At 43.9% G+C, this 17,400-nt stretch carries 10 protein-coding genes; 2 read left to right on the forward strand and 8 right to left on the reverse strand.

Annotated elements, in window-relative coordinates; translation table 11 throughout:
- Positions 1 to 89: 89 nt before the first annotated feature.
- From F6J90_RS16900 to F6J90_RS16910, 3 genes are all read right to left on the reverse strand, one after another.
- Positions 90 to 1,769, reverse strand: a complete 1,680-nt coding sequence (locus tag F6J90_RS16900; RefSeq protein WP_293095803.1) for a ScyA-related TPP-binding enzyme — start codon at positions 1,767 to 1,769, stop codon at positions 90 to 92.
- 4 nt (positions 1,770 to 1,773) lie between these two features.
- Entirely contained in the window at positions 1,774 to 3,165 is a 1,392-nt protein-coding gene (locus F6J90_RS16905; protein ID WP_293095806.1) for an AtzE family amidohydrolase, read from the reverse strand.
- A gap of 83 nt (positions 3,166 to 3,248) precedes the next feature.
- On the reverse strand, positions 3,249 to 3,437 hold the full coding sequence (locus F6J90_RS16910) for a DUF4089 domain-containing protein (RefSeq protein ID WP_293095808.1): 189 nt from the start codon (positions 3,435 to 3,437) through the stop codon (positions 3,249 to 3,251).
- Positions 3,438 to 3,626: 189 nt separating this feature from the next.
- Here F6J90_RS16910 and F6J90_RS16915 point away from each other — a divergent pair, with 189 nt between their 5' ends.
- Entirely contained in the window at positions 3,627 to 4,493 is an 867-nt protein-coding gene (locus F6J90_RS16915; RefSeq protein ID WP_366513774.1) for a DUF4351 domain-containing protein, read from the forward strand.
- 534 nt (positions 4,494 to 5,027) lie between these two features.
- Positions 5,028 to 6,431 carry a transposase gene (locus tag F6J90_RS16920; protein ID WP_293095814.1) on the forward strand — a complete coding sequence of 468 codons (1,404 nt, stop codon included), beginning with the start codon at positions 5,028 to 5,030 and terminating at the stop codon, positions 6,429 to 6,431.
- A 23-nt stretch (positions 6,432 to 6,454) separates the two neighbouring features.
- Here F6J90_RS16920 and F6J90_RS16925 read toward each other — a convergent pair whose 3' ends face one another.
- The 5 genes from F6J90_RS16925 to F6J90_RS16945 all read right to left on the reverse strand — a co-directional run bounded on the left by F6J90_RS16925 (position 6,455) and on the right by F6J90_RS16945 (position 17,370).
- Positions 6,455 to 9,370: a tetratricopeptide repeat protein gene (locus F6J90_RS16925; RefSeq protein ID WP_293095817.1), complete on the reverse strand. Its 2,916-nt coding sequence runs from the start codon at positions 9,368 to 9,370 to the stop codon at positions 6,455 to 6,457.
- A 258-nt stretch (positions 9,371 to 9,628) separates the two neighbouring features.
- Complete coding sequence (locus F6J90_RS16930; RefSeq protein ID WP_293095820.1) at positions 9,629 to 14,836, reverse strand: hypothetical protein; 5,208 nt, start codon at positions 14,834 to 14,836, stop codon at positions 9,629 to 9,631.
- Positions 14,815 to 16,185, reverse strand: a complete 1,371-nt coding sequence (locus tag F6J90_RS16935) for an AAA family ATPase (RefSeq protein WP_293095822.1) — start codon at positions 16,183 to 16,185, stop codon at positions 14,815 to 14,817. Before F6J90_RS16935 ends, F6J90_RS16930 begins: the two co-directional genes overlap by 22 nt.
- A 46-nt stretch (positions 16,186 to 16,231) precedes the next feature.
- Positions 16,232 to 16,498: a hypothetical protein gene (locus tag F6J90_RS16940; protein ID WP_293095824.1), complete on the reverse strand. Its 267-nt coding sequence runs from the start codon at positions 16,496 to 16,498 to the stop codon at positions 16,232 to 16,234.
- Positions 16,499 to 16,851: 353 nt separating this feature from the next.
- Positions 16,852 to 17,370, reverse strand: a complete 519-nt coding sequence (locus tag F6J90_RS16945) for an ureidoglycolate lyase (protein WP_293095827.1) — start codon at positions 17,368 to 17,370, stop codon at positions 16,852 to 16,854.
- Positions 17,371 to 17,400: the final 30 nt, after the last annotated feature.

A 17,400-nucleotide genomic window follows, 5' to 3' on the forward strand; every position in this document is an offset into this window, starting at 1 on the left:
ACCTCAAGCTGATGACTGATAGCTGAACGCGCACGCGTGCGTGGCACAGGCTTCTAGCCTGTGATAAGTGCGCATATGCTTACACCTTTTTAGCTTTTATTATCTTGAGACATGAGACTCAAAACACGACCCCCAATTGGTGCAGTTCTGCTTGGATCGATAATTACATCCACAAGAAAAGGAATAGTAGATGCCATTGCCACCTCCAGTGCTGCTTGAAGACCGGACTCTGTTTTGACACGAATGCCATCTGCTCCCATTCCACGAGCGATCGCTAAGAAATCTGCCTGGGGAAATTGCGTATCTGCCCCCTTCAGTTTCCGCAACGCATTTCCCTGTTCGCACATATTGTAACAAGCGTCATTGAGAACAATCCAAACAGCAGGAATTCCATATTTGACTGCTGTATTAATTTCATTATTCATTAGCATAGCCCCATCCCCAACAATAGCGACTGCTTTACAATTTCCTGCTAAAGCCGCGCCCAAAACCCCAGTAGTCATGTGCCCCATTGCACCCCAGTTAGTACTAATTCGGTAACGAGGTTGAGTAAATTGCAGTAGGTGAGTAGTCCAAGCAAAGGAATTACCAGCCTCAGCCATGATAATCGCATTATTTGGAACGACAATCATCTGTTGAATAACATTCATTAATACTTCTGGTCTTACAGGACTTTCTGAAGTGGAATCAATGACGTTAAACTGAGGACAAGGTAGCGATATAACGTTTGGTTTGTGAGCAAGTGGAAATTTTTCTAGTAGTGCCTTTAGAAAGATTTTCAGTTCTGAGTGAATAGAAAATGTCTCAGCAGATGGGTAGGCAGATCCTGGTACGTCTGGATCAATATCCACATGGATGAATCCCCTTTCAGGAACCATTAATGAACTCCAAAAGGAAGTAGTCTCACCTAGACGTGTTCCCAAAACCAGTATTCGCAATGGACTTTTTTCCTGCATATATTTCATCACTGAATCATGTCCACTGAGACCTGTGACACCGATAAACTGAGGGTGATCTTCAGGAAAAATGCCCTTGCCACGGGGGGAACACATCACCGCTGCGGCTGTTCTTTCGGCAAATTGACGAATTTCGGAGGCAGCACCCCTAGCACCAAAACCAACCCAGATGGCAAATGACCCTTCAGACAGCAACTGTACACATTCTGAGATTATTTCTTCCCCGGCAGTAGGTGGAGAGAGAGATAAACTGACATGGGGCAATGATTCGGTAACAAAATTGGTCTGAATATCCGTAGGAATACTAATATGGCTGACGAACCCCTCTGGTTTTGCCATTCCAATGGTCAGTCGGCGAGCAATCTCTGGTAGTTGATCGGATGACTCAAGAACAGTAGCATAATGAAACATCTGACCGGAAGTAAAAAAGCCTAGGCCGGACATTGTATAAGCACTGGTTTCTTGACAAGCCCACCTTCCACGATTAGCAACAGAGGTGAAACCGGAAAGAAGAATTATCTTTGCTCCTTCACTTCTTGCAGCCATAATACCAGTTAAAACGTTAGTGATGCCTGGACCTGTTGTAGTAAATACAACCACAGGGCGTTCACTCGCTAAATATGCTTCAGTAGCAGCAAAAGCAGCTCCAGATTCATGGCGGAAGTGAAGCACTTCAATCGGGCTTTGTTCCAAGGTAGTCCATAGAGATGCAATTGCACCTCCTGAAACCCCAAAGGCATACTTTACCCCCAGTTCTAGAAGTATTTCCACTACTGCCTCTGAAATAGACTTGAGAATACTAGTTTCTTTCATCTTGTTAAGATACAACCGGTGCTGAAACGATGCCTTGCTCCTCAAGCACTGCAGCAACTCTCAGAATCATTGCTTCATGGTAGGGTGCAGCAATAATTTGTACCCCTAAGGGCATTTGACCAGGACGCTGAATTGGTACTGATAAGACCGGTAAGCCAATGAAGGATAAGGGTTGAGTAAATAATCCTAAGTTCGGACGAACCAAAACTTCTTCTCCGGCAATGACCATTGTTTCTTGACCCAGTAGGGGAGCAACACAGGGTGTAGTGGGAGCAAGGATAATATCGACATCTTGGAAGACTTCCCGAACGCGATCGCGAAACCATTGTCGAAACCGTTGCGCTTGAATATACCAAGTCCCTGGAATTAGGGCACCTGCTAAAAAGCGATCGCGTGTAGCTGGATCAAAATCATCGGGACGTTTACGCAAATTGTCCAAATGCAGGTTTGACCCTTCATTAGCCGTAATAATATAAGCTGCTGCTCTGGCTCGCTTGGCTTCTGGGATAGTAACCGAGGCAGTTACATCCAAGCTACTAGCGACTTTAGCCACAGCATCCAAGACTTCTGGTTCTGCCCCTTGAGCAAAATAGCCATCAGCAACCCCAATCCGTAACCCCTCAATCCCCTGGTTAAGGTGGGGGACACACAATTCTGGGAAACGATTGGTACATACTGAATCAGCCGGATCTGCTCCCTGAAGGATATCAAAAGTAGTAGCAATATCCCGTACAGAACGAGCAAACGGACCGATATGATCCAAACTAGCAGAAAATAAGAAAACCCCTGCGCGAGACAATCGTCCGTAGGTAGGTTTGAAGCCAAAAGTACCACACAAAGCAGCTGGTACGCGGATCGAACCATTGGTATCGGAACCGAGAGTGATTGGTACTAATCCCGCCGCCACTGCTGCTGCTGAGCCGCCAGAGGAACCACCAGCAATGCGAGTGAGATCATGGGGGTTGGTAGTTGCGCCGTAATGGCTATTTTCCGTTACAAAGCCATAGGCGTACTCATCCATATTTAATGCTCCAACTAGGATAGCACCCGCTTGTTTGAGTTTAGCTACAGCAGTAGCATCACGGGAAGCAGGAGGATTTTCAGCATTAATTTTTGACCCAGCTAACGTTATTAAGCCAGCAATATCATATAAGTTTTTAACCGCAAAAGGAACTCCTGCCAATGGACCGGGATTGTTCCCTGTGGCAATAGCATTATCAATCTGTTCAGCATCAGATAAGGCTTGGTCAGTGGTAACCGTTGTGAAACAGTTAAGGGATTGGTTACGGACAGTGATTTTTTCGAGACAGTTAGTAATGACTGTTTTGGCGGTGACTTGACCTTCTCGAATCGCAGTGGTAATTCCAATGGCATCAGTTTGGTTCACGGTTAGCATCCTAATTTAAACTATTATGATGATTGAGTAACGCTTATCAACCAATAAACTCGATAATTTTATAGTCAAAAATTATCAGCATCCTAAGGTTCAAATACAGGAGCAGCTGCGATATCATCAGGTAAGCTAAATTCTGTGACTAGAGATGCGATCGCATAAATTGTAGCGAAGTTTTTGATAACACCAGGACGATGTTGTGGCTTAAGGTCTAAATCAAGGAGTTGCGCCATTGCTTCGACATAGGTAGCAGTTTCAAGTTTTTTGGGCATCATTACTAGTTAGTGTTTAAGAATTTAGTAGTTAAAATTAATTGTAATCTATAAATATAATATAATTTTAAAACCTGTCGTTATTACTCAAAACTCAGCTCTCAAAAATATGCAGTCTCTTCAAAACTATCTTCAAAAAAACAAAGTTAAGTTTTTCGTTACCTTAAGGATATAAAGACACCCGATATGGCTATGACTCAAACGAAAGCCGAACCCATGATCCGATGGGAAAAACTCCCGGACGAATTTCAATTACCCGATGACCCAGTGGAAAATCTCTATCATCCCTTATTAGCGGCTATCCTCCGAGAGATTCTGGAATTAGCCAGATTTATCACTAACTCAATGCTGATTGCTTCCAACTTTGGACTCTGTGCCAATGTGGACGGTAAAACAGTAGTCAAAGCACCGGACTGGTTTTATGTACCTTCTGTGTTTCCTGTGTTACCAGGGGTGATTCGCCGGAGCTATACCCCTCACACCGAAGGAGAGGTACCAGCAGTGGTTATGGAATTCTTATCCGAGAAGGAGCAAGGAGAATATTCCCTTAACCCCCGTTACCCCTATGGCAAATGGTACTTTTACGAGCAAATCCTACAAGTACCAATTTATGTGATTTTTGACCCAGCGTCGGGAAGTTTAGAAATGCGATCGCTTAACTCAGGAAGCTATACCCTCCAACAACCTGATGCTAATGGACGCTACTGGATTGAATCCATGGGTTTGTTTCTGGGAGTATGGTACGGTAAAAAATCAGAAATCACCAACTATTGGTTACGCTGGTGGGATAGCTCTGGAAATTTATTACCTTGGGGAGAGGAGAAAGTCCAACAAAGTCTACAGCAAGGCTTACAGCAAGGCTTACAGCAAGGCTTACAGCAAGGAAAACTGGAGCTAATTATGCGTCAGTTGACACGCCAGGTTGGAACAATCGAGCCTACTCTAGAATCAGTCATCAACAACTTATCTGTTGCTGATTTGGATCAACTGAGTGAGGCATTGTTCGATTTTTCCGATCGGTCGGATTTATCCAGTTGGTTAGAGGGACTGAAAGGCTAATCAGATGTAAGCATTCAGCCGTCAGCTGTCAGCTGTCAGCCCTTGGCTTAAAACAAGATATTCGGCTTAGGAGTTCAACGGACTCAAAGCCAAATACAATGAATTCCTTGGCCTTTCGGCCAAGGAACTGAGATTAAACCAATGCTTACCTCTTTAATTCAAAAGCTGATAGCTGATAGCTGATAGCTGATAGCTGATAGCTGATAGCTGATAGCTGATAGCTGATAGCTGATAGCTGATAGCTGATAGCTGATAGCTGATAGCTGATAGCTGATAGCTGATAGCTGATAGCTGATAGCTGATAGCTGATAGCTGATAGCTGATAGCTGATAGCTGATAGCTGATAGCTGATAGCTGATAGCTGAATGCTTAGAATCAGCAACGTCTACCAAGATATCTCGAAATGTGAGAGCCCTGCGTCTTTAGACCGGGGGTGAAACAGAGCGACTGGAAATATCGGCGTCGTGTCCCAAAAACCGGGAACTTTTTAGTTTTGAAGTATGTCATAATATCTATAAGGGGGTGATAGCAAAAATGTATAAAACAATTCCGGTAAAAGCAACGTTGACAGACGAAGAAATAGCTTTCTGGCTGTTTCAGTGCGAGAACGCTAACAGCCTATGGAATTGTGCTACCTATTACTCCAAACAAAAACACTATAGCTGGTTAGAGCAGCAACCAGAGGCTTTTACAACTTACTGGAAAAACGACGAACTACGCTATGGATGGAAGACTTACAAATGTAGTATTAAATACGCAGAGCTTTGTAAAGAACTAAAGGATAACTCTCACTACAAGGCGATGGCTGCCCAATCGGCACAGCAAACCCTCAAGTCTGTAGCTGAATCAATTACAAGTTATAACCAGTTAGTTGGGCTCTACTACAAAGGTCAGGTAGACAGACCAAGACTTCTTAGGTATCGAAAAAAAGGTGGTTTAGCCGCTGTTACTTTCCCAAAGCAGGCACTTACTTATAAAAAAGGGCTATTTTATCCGTCTATAAGCAAAGAGAGTAAACCAGAATTACTTACTGAAATAGTCCTAGAACCCCCGGATTTCATAGATCCAGACTGGGTCAAAGAGGTAACAATTCGTCCATATTTAGGAGAACTGTGGATTGATTGGGTTATAGATGATGGTAAGCAACCAGTTGAACACAACCCAAATCTTGATTATTCTCAAGCTTGGAGTTTTGATCACGGTGGAACTAACTGGCTAACTGGGGTTTCAACTCAAGGGAAAAGCCTGATAATTGATGGTCGCAAGCTCAAGTCCATGAATCAAGGTTACTCTCGTTTGGTGGCCAAATACAAGCAAGGGAAGCCAGAATTTTATTGGGACGCAAACCTTGACAGAGTGCAAATAAAACGTAATAACCAGATGCGAGATGCGATCAATAAAACCGCGAGGTTTATCATTAATCGGTGTTTGAGTGATTCGGCAAAGCCGACGCTACGCGAACGCATCGGAAATTTAATCATTGGGTGGAACGAGCGGCAAAAAGATTCATCGAATATGGGATTTCGCGGCAATCAGAACTTTGTCGTAATTCCTACAAAAAGATTAATAGAAAGATTGAAACAACTAGCCTTTGAGTATGGAATTAAGTTAACAGTTACTGAGGAATCCTACACAAGTAAAGCGTCTTACTTAGACGAAGACAGCCTCCCAAAACATGGTGAAAAACCCAAAGGATGGACACCTTCAGGTAAGAGAGTAAGGCGTGGATTGTACAAAACTTCACTTGGTTGGCTAATTAATGCCGACTGTAACGGCGCTGCAAATATAGCCCGAAAAGTAGCCACACAGTTAGGTTTAGACTTAACCAAGGTGGGTAGGGGATCGTTGACAGTCCCACATCGGTATGACGTCTTCAACTCCTTGAAGAAATTATATCGAAAAAAAAGTTACGAGGCACGGGTTCACCCTGCCTCGTAACAACCTTTTAGAATCCCCCTCTTTTAAGTGGGGGAGATGTCAAGAATCGGCTCAACTAAATAATCATAAATCAGTTGATATTGAGCTTCTGGTTCTTGCTGCCATTTCATCACTAAACCTGACTTGACCAATAGCTCTAGGATAAAATCTAAGTGGTCAGTGGATAACTGTAACTCTGCTCCTAAGTCATCTTTTGTTCGGAATGGTCGAGTACCATCATTATCCGTTAACAAACCCAAAATTTTCCAAGCCGCGTTTTGGTTTTCTGAACCACAATCAGAAACAACCCCTTCCAAATAGCGCTCCACTAGCTTTTCTTTTGATCCGTTTTGTCGATAAGCCCCTAAGGTAGTGATTTGCTCAGTTTGCAGTTGCACTCCCACTATCTGTAATTCAATCGGGCTTACTTCTCCCACTGGTTCATTCTTAGCTAGGTCGTTTACCAACTCATCGAGTAATGCATCCTCTAGGTAGAATTTAGCTCTAGTGGTTAGATTAGAAATAATCGATTTTGCTTCTTCTGGAGAAAAATTACCGACATAATAAAGGATACCTTTATTCAGAATGTCATTATTAATGGCATCCAAATCTACCTGACGAGCGCACTTTAATAATAGGTGTAGATAATCCTCCCGTAAACACAGGATAATTTTGAGATAGGGAATATTAAGACAGTCACGGAAAAATTCAAAGAAGCGTTTTTGTTCAGCTGGCTCTCGGCAAGCAAAGAAAAACTCTTCAAATTGGTCAAAAATCAGGATGTTTGTCTGGTTTCGCCGTTGATTTTCTTGCAACTGAGCTAGAAGATTAGCCGTTTTAAGGTTGTTTTTATAACCTTCAACCTTTAAACCTTCAACCTTTAAACCTTCAACCTTTAAACCTTCAACCTTTAAACTTTCAACCTTTAAACTTTCACCTTTCGACTCTAGGATACGTTTACCCAGCTCTGTGACCCAGTCAGTGTAAACCTTCAAGCTAATCGGGACTAGATCACGGTTACCAATGGGTTGCTGTTTTAGGGCGGGGATTAGCCCAGCTTCTAGTAAGGAACTCTTGCCCACTCCAGCTTGACCATAAATTACAGTTAGTTTGTGCTGGGTACTGGCAATGCGTTGCACTAGCTCTTTTACTTTGTGTTGCCAATCGGAAGCAGTCATGGCCTGATATACTGTAGCGCTACCTTTACTCTTGGTCTGTGGTAACTGATTCTGTGGTAACTGATTCTGTTGGGAGGATTTGAGTTTACCTGCACCGATAAAAGCAAGTAAACCATTCTGTTGTGCGATCGCAAGCCGTTCTTGTTTTACTCTAAATGCTGCTTGATATCGTTGTTGTTGCCAGTAGAGGGTTCCTAGAGTTTCCAGGATTTCCAGGTAGAGTTTCGGGTCATCCTGAATCCCTAACTCCCTAGCCCGTTCCAGATGGCTAATCGCTTCGGAATGTTGACCCAAGTGTTGTTGCGCTTGAGCCAGAAGTAACAGATAGCGACCAACGGGAGATTTATTTGTATATTTCTGGCTAATCTTATCTATATTGACTACTCCATTGAGGCAATATAAAGCAGAATTTTCCTGATAGCTGGAGTACTGTTGCTGTTGTTGGGCTTGGATACTTGCGGGATGATAGGACAATTTTTTACTTCCCCCTGTTCCCCCTGTTGCATAGGCCAACAAATCTTCCCTATCCTGTGCAACACCCTGTTCTTCTGTGACTTTTGTTATTATTACATTGGCATATATTGCGTTTGTGTAAGCTTCCTGCCAGCCGGATTTGTGTAGCGCCACTGTTGCTAGAAATCCATAATCCTGAGCCAGTTGAACAGGAGCAGAGTAGGTTCTGTGTATCCCTAGAGACTTTTTAGCTAGACTTTCTAAATCGTTCCAGGCTTCCAGAGATTGCAGTATCTCACCGAGTTTATTAATAAACTTAGCCACTAAATCCGGTCGTTGCTTTTGCTCGAACACCATCAGACACTGCTCTAAATACTCCTTAGCCTTGTGCCAATTTTCTCGATAGCTAGGCTCTGTTGGTCTATACTGCTTAGCCTGATCGCAATAGCATAATCCTAGGTGAAACAGGATAACTGCTTCTCGGTCCCGAGGTGGAGGGATAATGGGCTTAGAGGATAGGAAGGTAGGCACACCAAGTCCGGGGAGAATCTCACCATTGTTTTCTGGCTGGATCTTCTGCTTGCGGGGTTCCTGTTGCCAGAATTCTAAACTTTTCTGATAGTGGGTGATAGCAACATCAATCTTGCCCAATCCATACGCCTCTCGACCCCAGACAAAGTTTAGACTGGCTAGCAACCGTGGTGGCAACTCGTGGTTACCACTTTCCAAATCCCGTAAAGCAAACTTAATTTCCTGACTATAACCAGCACCTAAGATAGCATCATTGGGGGAAATTTCACTGGCACCTAATTCCAAGACTTTGCTAAATAAAGAATTGGCTTTTTGTTGTAGGTTGCTAATTAGGCTTGAGGTTGGGATTTCAAACATAACCGTTGTTGCCCAACTGTGAAAATCTGGTGTGATGCGAATCAGCTTACACAGCACCTCATCGTTAATCCACAACACTAATGGAAACTGGAAATTTTTGCGAAACTCTTCTCTAACTTGGTTTGTGGCGATTAACAGTTCATCAAGGTCGGTGACTGAATCTAAACCAAAAACCATCAAGGCAGCTGGCTGTTCCTCCCCGATTTCCTGTCGGAGGGTGGTGTAGAGTGTACAAGCAGATTGGTCTAGGAATACTTCCCGGATTGGGACAGAGGAAATTTTGTGTAGCCTGCGCACCACTCGCTTACGCCACTTGGCATAATTACAGTGTGCTAACATCAGTAAAAACTGTCCCTCACTAGCAGCTATTGCCCAGGCTAGTTCTTCTACAGCATCCCGGTGGTGAGTAGCTACAGGTTCGAGTAGGGGTGAGTTAATCATGATTTTAAGGATATTGCTTATGCCAGCAACTACTTATGCCAGCAAGTGAGGTAATTATATTATCAGGAAATTAAATTCTATCCTGAGAGCAAAATGGCAGTTTTTTGTGATTTTTTTGTGATTAGTCGTGATACCATTAGGGATTAAGTAGTAACACCTAATACCTAACACTACCTAACAATTATGAAAATTGCCATAGTGGTTTTCCGTCCCATTCCAGACTGCTTCTGACGGAATCAGGACTTCATTACTGACGCACTAACGACACCAACGAAGATCCCTCTTATTGACATTAGTATTGTGCTTCAGATAATCCTGTAGCCAATCGCAAGCAAGGGACTGTAGTTGATCAGGATTTCTGATAGTCTCTAAATTCCATATAATTACTCTAGCAGATGAATCTGAAGAAGCAATAGTTTTGCCATCGGGACTAAAACTGAGGCTAACTACAGCATCATCATGATGGCCATAAAAGGTTTGAAGTTGTTTACCTTTCCTGTTCCAAAGCTTGACAGTTTGGTCAGCACTAGCTGTAGCAATGGTTTCACCATCGGGGCTAAACACCACACTCCAGACGGTATTGTCATGACCTTTAAGAGGTTTTAGTTTCTTACCATCACTAACATTCCAGAGTTTAACCGTCTTATCCCTGCTAGCAGAGGCCAGGGTTTTACCATCAGGGCTGAAACCGACACTCAGAACCCAATCCTTATGACCATCGAGGGTTTGCAGTTCCTTGCCATCACTAACATTCCAGAGTTTGACGGTTTTGTCAAGACTAGCCGTAGCAATCGTCTCACCATCAGGACTGAACCTGACGCTGTTGACCCAATTTGTATGACCAGTCAGAGTTCTAATCAGGATACCATTCTGATTCCAGAGTTTAACTGTTTTGTCCCTACTACCCGTAGCAATAATTTTGCCATCGGGACTGAAAGTGATACTCCTGACCACATCCTCATGACCAGATAGGGTGTGCAGTAACTTACCATTCTTATCCCAGAGTTTGGCAGTATTGTCTGCACTAGCGCTAGCAATAGTCTTACCATCAGGGCTGAAACTAACACCCCACACCCAATCAGTATGACCAGTCAGAGTTCGCTGCAATTGACCGTTTAAGCTCCAGAGTTGGATAGTGTTGTTCTTACTAGCGGTAGCAATAGTCTGACCGTCGGGGCTATAACTGACATTGTAAACGGTATTCTCATCCCCTGTGGGAATAGGGAGTTCATTACCGTATCGACTCCAAAGTTTAACCGTGTTGTCAGCACTAGCGCTAGCAAGGGTCTGGCTGTCGGGGCTGAAATTAACGCTCCATACCGTACTTTCATGACCGGTAAGGGTTTCGAGGAGCTTGCCATTTCGATTCCAAAGTTTAACCGTGTTGTCAGCACTAGCGCTAGCAAGGGTCTGACCGTCCGGACTGAAACTGATGCTAGTCACAGTACTTTCATGACTTTCATGGTCATCCGTTCCCAATGTCTGATACCGAGTACCGTCAAGTTTCCAGAGTTTGACAGTCTTATCCTTACTACCAGTAGCAATCAGTTTACCTTTGGGACTGAAACTGACGGTGAAAACCGCATCCTCATGGGCTTCTATCCTTAGAGGCTTTCTCTTGTACAAGCCATTCCTGTCTCTACGCCAGAGTTTAACCGTGTTGTCAAAACTACCAGTTGCCAGCACCTTGCTATCGGGGCTGAAACTAATACTGAGCACTGCTTGATCATGGGCTTTGAAGATTTGGGGTTTTTTGCCTTCCAGACTCCAGATGATAACTCTTCCATCCTCGCTAGAAGCAGCAAGGCTTTTGCGATCAGGGCTAAAACGCACGCTCCAAACTAAATCCCTATGCCCTGTCAAGGTTTGAATATACTTACCATTCCGTTTCCAGACTTTAACCGTTTTATCTTTACTAGCGGTAGCAATCAACTCTCCATCAGGACTGAAGGTAACACTTCTGATTTGATCCTGATGTCCATCCTTTCCTGCTAGCGTGTAGAGTTCTTTGCCTTCCTTGGACCAGATTTTGACAGTTTTGTCGGAACTAGCCGTAGCAATTAGCTCACCGTCGGGACTGAAAGTAACACTGTTGAGTGTATCAGTATGACCTTCTAAGCGGTTGCGCTCTCTAACCCCATAAAAGGCTTGCTCTAGAGAACTCATCGCTATATCCTTAGTGTTAGAGCTGACCCCAAGTGACCACTTCAGTTTTGTTCCTGCCTCTAAGGCATCTTTTAGTGGATCCAGGGCATGACTATTGGAACCGTAAAGGGCTTCTGAGGATTTAATCAAAGCTGTAATTTCGTTGTTTCTAGCTTCCGCCCAAAATATAGCGGCAGAGATGGTTGAGATCGCTAACATACCAACTACAGCAATGGAGCCGGTGAGTGCTATCTTCGACTTCTGTAACCGGGCTTGAGAAAGCCGATGTTGCTCTTGGGCTTCCTTAAGTTTGGCGAGTAATTCGCTATCTTGCTGCTGGCGAATCACAGAAACTAGATAATCATGAACCAGTTGATAGCGGTTAACCGGACTTTCTCGTAAGAGCACCACTAATCCTGATTCGACCAGGATATTTAAGACTAAATCTAACTGGTCTATTTCTTCTATCGCTAAATCCACTGCCAAGGATTTTAAGTCTTTTTCCAAATCCTGGCGGGTCTTAGGCGGGCGCGTGTTATTTTCTTCAGTGAGTAAATACAAGATCAGTTCAGCAGCTTTTTCATTCTCGGAGCCACAATCTGCGATCACTTCTTGCAGGTAACGCTGCACCAATTTTTCTTTAGGACCTTTTCTCCGATAATGAGCTAGGGTAGTAATTCCTTCAGTCTGTAGTTGAGCTCCTACTATCTGTAATTCAATGGGACGAACTTCTCCTTCACTGCTACCTAGTTCCTGCACTAAGGTGTTTACTAAGGCTTCTTCTAAATAAACTTGAGAGCGCTCGGTTAGTCGTTGAATAATAGATTTAGCATCCTCTATGGAGAATTTACCTAAATAATAAAGAATAGTTTTGTTGAGAATATTATTGTTGATTGAATCAAAATTTTTATGACGAATTCCCTGCAACAAAAAGTACAAATCATTTTCCCGTAATGACAAGATAACCTTGACGAAAGGAATCTGAAGACACTCCCGGAAAAAATCAAAGAAGCGTTTTCTTTCAGTAGGATTATCCCAAATAAAGAAAAACTCTTCAAACTGGTCAAAAATCAGCACCGTTAGCAAATTGCGGTGCTCATTTTGTCGCAATTGCTCTAAAAGGGTTGCTGGTTGGAGGTTAGTTTGGGTTGAAGGTTGGAGGTTAGTTTGGGTTGAAGGTTGGAGGTTAGTTTCGGGTGAAGGTTGCAGGTTAGTTTGGGTTGAAGGTTGGAGGTTAGTTTGGGTTGAAGGTTGGAGGTTAGTTTGGGTTGCTGGTTGGAGGTTAGTTTGGGTTGAAGGTTGCAGGTTAGTTTGGGTTGAAGGTTGGAGGTTAGTTTGGGTTGAAGGTTGCAGGTTAGAAGACGGCTGTGAACCTTGGCCTTTCGGCCACGCTTCGCGAACAACCTTCAACCGGTCAACCTTCAACCCAGAAGACCCTTCAACCTTCAACCCAGAAAACCCTTCACCGTTCAACGGGTCAACTTCGAACTGAGAAGAAGCTAAGGATTTCCAGACTTCCCTGACCCAATCGGTGTAAACCCTTACCAAAATTGGTACGACATCACGGGTTCCAATTACCTTAGTTTTGAGAGTGGGGACTAATCCAGCTTCTAGCAGGGAACTCTTACCTACCCCTGACTGACCATAAATCACTGTCAGTTTGTGCTGAGTGCTGCCAATACGTTCCACTAAGCGCTCTACATCGTTCTGACGTACAGAAGCAGTGATTTCCTCAGCAGCGGTTTCCTGCTTTAGGAGTAAGGTAGAAGTTTGGTGTAGATGAGGTTTGAGCCGACCAGGTCCGATAAAGGCACGGAAACCGTATTGCTGCTCAACGGAGAATCGTTCTTGTTTGACCCGAAAGGCTTCTAGATACTGCTTTTGCCGGAAATAAAGCGTCCGCAATTTTTCCAAAATGCGAATATAAAGTTGTGGGGCATCCATTGGACCGGTTTCCTTAGCCCTTTCCAGGATAGTGATCGCCTCCTCCGACTGACCCAAATGCCCCTTCGCTTTAGCCAGAAGCAGTAGATAGGACATCTGATACTGTCCGGAGGTATTAGTTAACCGTGTTAGGAGTTCTAAAGCTTTCCTAGCTGCTTGCTGAGCGCCCATCCAACGGCAGTCTTGAAGGGCGACTGCAGCGATAAATCCATAATCTTGAGACAGTTGCAGTGGATTGCCATAGGTTCTGTGCAGTACCAGGGAGCGTTGCGCCAGACCTTGTAAGTCTTTCCAAGCTTCCAGTCGTTGTAGGGTTTCGCCAAGTTTAGTAATAAACTTGGCAATTAAATCTGGGCGTTTTGCTTGTTCAAATGTATCGATACACTTTTGAAAATACCCTCTGGCTGTGATCCAGTGGTGACGAGTTTGGGATCGATTGAGTTCAGCCAGGTTCAGATAACACAAACCGATATGAAACAGCAGTAGAGCTTGACATTCTAGTGGTGAAGGGGTATGGTCTTCCTCAGACCACCGACCGAGGGAAGGAGATATTTGGGTAGCTCGACCCAGTCCGGAGCTGAAACTACTCTGCTGTTGGGTTTTCTGTTGTTGTGTTTCGCACCTCCTAGATTGCTGCTGCCAAAATGCTAAACTTTGCTGATAATACTCTAACGCCTGATCGATCTGACCATTAATATAAGCTTCTCGACCAAGCACAAATGGCAAACTAGCTTCTTGGGTTATGTCTAAGACATCTCCACGAGTTTGCAAATCCCTCAAAGCTGAGTCCAATTCTCGGCGATAGCTGGAACCAAAAATAGCGGTATTGGGTAGGAACTGATCCCCACCGGCATCCAAAATACGAGTAAATAAATAACTCTCTCGCTCTGCTAGAGCTTCAATCAATTGACTAGAGGAGAGGACAAAATCTGTGGTTGTTGCCCAACTCTCTAAATCTGGCACAAACCGAATCAGAGTTTGCAATACCTCGTCATTTACCCATAACACTAGAGGGAAGGGGCAATGCTTGCGAAACTCCTCCCGCACTTGGTTGGTAGTGATTAGTACTTGCTCCAGGTTGCTCAGGGACTCTAAACCAAAGACCATCACCGCAGCTGGCTGTTGATCCCCTAGCTGCTCCTTGATAGTGGTATAGAGACTTTTAACCTTAACCGACTGGTTCAGGTATATTTCCTGGAACTCAACAGCACAGACTTGCCGCAACTTCCGCACAATGTACTCCTGTAAAGCTTCATAGTTGCGGCGGGCTAAAATCAGGGAAAACTCCCCTTGGGACGTCTCAATCGCCCAGGCGAGTTCCTGGATTGAATTCTTGTTGTAGGCATCCGCATCTTCTACGCGGTATAAGCTAGGCATGATTTGAATCCTTCCGCTTCTGCCAAAATAGGATTAACGTCAAACCAAGACCCATCTTGGTCTCGGTACTCATAGACGAACATGCTGCGGATCAAGACTTGGTAACCTTCATCTCCAACTACCTTCTTGTGTTTAGCAACATGACACAATAATTCCCACTCATCGTCTGAGATGGGTAGGGTTAGTTCATTGCGGCGGTCTCGAATTACAGTTTCTAACATGCCTTGAGACAGAGGTAATCGTCTTTCTTTCTTGATCCAGGTACTGAGAAACCGGAGCAAATTCCGCACATGACCCCCGCTAGCGTAACACAGGCGATCTAAAGTGTCAGGGGAGTCGAACACCTCTTTTACTCTAGCAAGACGCTCTAAAGGCTTTAAATTAGGAAAGGCTCTGGCGAGTACCATTTGTCGCAGCAGTGCCATGCCCTGTTCATGGGGAGTGCCATCTCGTAACCTTACCGGTACCATTGGTAACACTTTGGGATCTACTACAAAGCGCTGAGTCAAGGCACTATAGTCATTAGAAAATCGTAGGGCTAGGGGCATGGTGTAGACCACATGACAGTGTAACCCCTTTAACTGCGCTCCGCGATCGACAAATAGATATTCCGGCTGATCACGTCCCCAAGGCTTCTGGGAAGCGTCCACCCGATCGAGGTTATCTACAATAACCACTAGCCCTTGTTTCCCCAGTTGTTGGAGGTTTGCGATCGCAGGTTCGAGCAACTCTTGGTTAATCACTTCTAACAACCGATTGGTTTGAGGTTCGAGATATTGCCGTAACCGACTGCGCAGATCCGGGCTATCTTTAGCCTTAGCCGTAATCTCACCAATCCCAACTGCTAGGGAAACAGCCCCGTCACTATCTACTCCAACCTCACCAATCCCAGGAACTCCTACCCTACCGCTTAATTCGATTTCAGTGAGCAACAGTTTAGCCGCACCTGCCAGTAATTTTTTAAAGCCTTTCGGTTCACCTAGCTTAATTTTGTCTAAGCTTTCACTGACGCGACGGGCAATAGCGAGTAAGATGTCCCCAACATCTACATCTCCCATTTCCAAGTCTTGAGAAGACTCAAAATAGACTACGTGAAAGTCAGCTTCCTCCAATTCCGCTTTCAGCCGCAGTAACTCCGTAGATTTACCACAACCAATATGTCCAGTAAATAGCTCACAGGTCGGCTCATCCGTAGAAAAGAAGGTAATATTGTCCTTCAACTCTTCAATGATCTTGCCCCCTCGCACTGAGGAAAAATCGATATAATACTTACGGTCTTCAGGCTGTTCTACCGTTAAAGTTTTGCTGGGATTACACGCTTTATATAATTTTTGGATGTTTACTGTCATAGGTTTCCTTTGTCATTATTCATTAGTTATAGCGGTTTTCAAGCTATTAAGGTACATTTTTTTTTGTTTTAGGGAGCAGGTAGCAGGGAGCAGGTAGCAGGTAGCAGGTAGCAGGTAGCAGGTAGCAGGGAGCAGTGAAGTCATAAGATAGAAAAGGTAAAAAATTAATTATGTGTACCTCATTATGATGAAAAACGCTATATGGCACCAATTTTAAAATTAACCTGTCAAGGTAGGGAATAGGGAACAGGGAATAGGGAACATCGGGTCTGGTAAAATTAATAAGATTTGATTCTTTTATTAGTGATGCCATATCTAAGATTAATCATTAGTTATTTTGGCTTAGTTTTTTTTGCTTATGTGACTAATTATGGGATTAGTATTTGCTGGTCATTACCCATTCCATTTTATCACTCACTATAGGTATCATTGTAGGAATTGTGATAATTTTTTAGGCCATCTTACCTACTCCCTATGGGTGGATATCAATGCAGGCAAAAACACTCTTCGGAAAGATAAAGCTAATATCATTTTATCACAATTACCTTTAATAAAAATATCCACCATCTCCCTATCTCCCTATCTCCCCCTCTCCCCACCCTCCCCACACTTCTTTTAGTTATAGATTTACAAATATGAGATGCACCCCTCCCTACTCCCTACTCCCTACTCCCTACTCCCTACTCCCTTTGCTATAACAATTTCAAACTTTAACTGATGGCTGTCTATAAAATCATGGGTGAAATGATCGACGACATTGGTATCAGCAAGTTCCAAATTGTAGAAATCTATAAATTCTTGGTCAAAATAGGGACCAGCGTGCCAAGTTCCTACTTCTAATTTAATAAAGCAGTTACCTGGAATCCGAAAAGCCGCAATATCCTCTAAAACTGGTTGGTCATCCTGAGTAGGAGGAGCTACAGCGATGAACCAGTCTTTCCCTTCTAGAGAACCGAGACACTGAGTACATTGGACGTGGCGAGTAATTTTATCAAACTTACGACCTTTGTGGTGTAGCCGCATGATATAAAACCGGGATGTCCCATTTTCGAGGTTTAACTGAGCATCATCTTGATCATAGGGTTTGCCATCTTCACTGGCAAAGATGACTTGACCGTAGGGCTGAAAGTTCTCTGATGTCACCCATTCCGCGTGTAGTTTTTGAATCGTCTTGACTTTACTCATCCTCAGCCTCCGGCGTCAGTAGTTAAGAAT

It is taken from the genome of Moorena sp. SIOASIH (assembly GCF_010671925.1).
Taxonomy (GTDB): Bacteria; Cyanobacteriota; Cyanobacteriia; order Cyanobacteriales; family Coleofasciculaceae; genus Moorena.

Excerpts from the sequence above, each read along its gene's own strand:
- F6J90_RS16900 (WP_293095803.1), bottom strand. The coding sequence starts at position 1,769 with ATGAAAGAAACTAGTATTCTCAAGTCTATTTCAGAGGCAGTAGTGGAA.
- F6J90_RS16905 (WP_293095806.1), bottom strand. The coding sequence starts at position 3,165 with ATGCTAACCGTGAACCAAACTGATGCCATTGGAATTACCACTGCGATT.
- F6J90_RS16910 (WP_293095808.1), bottom strand. The coding sequence starts at position 3,437 with ATGATGCCCAAAAAACTTGAAACTGCTACCTATGTCGAAGCAATGGCG.
- F6J90_RS16915 (WP_366513774.1), top strand. The coding sequence starts at position 3,627 with ATGACTCAAACGAAAGCCGAACCCATGATCCGATGGGAAAAACTCCCG.
- F6J90_RS16920 (WP_293095814.1), top strand. The coding sequence starts at position 5,028 with ATGTATAAAACAATTCCGGTAAAAGCAACGTTGACAGACGAAGAAATA.
- F6J90_RS16925 (WP_293095817.1), bottom strand. The coding sequence starts at position 9,370 with ATGATTAACTCACCCCTACTCGAACCTGTAGCTACTCACCACCGGGAT.
- F6J90_RS16930 (WP_293095820.1), bottom strand. The coding sequence starts at position 14,836 with ATGCCTAGCTTATACCGCGTAGAAGATGCGGATGCCTACAACAAGAAT.
- F6J90_RS16935 (WP_293095822.1), bottom strand. The coding sequence starts at position 16,185 with ATGACAGTAAACATCCAAAAATTATATAAAGCGTGTAATCCCAGCAAA.
- F6J90_RS16940 (WP_293095824.1), bottom strand. The coding sequence starts at position 16,498 with ATGGCATCACTAATAAAAGAATCAAATCTTATTAATTTTACCAGACCC.
- F6J90_RS16945 (WP_293095827.1), bottom strand. The coding sequence starts at position 17,370 with ATGAGTAAAGTCAAGACGATTCAAAAACTACACGCGGAATGGGTGACA.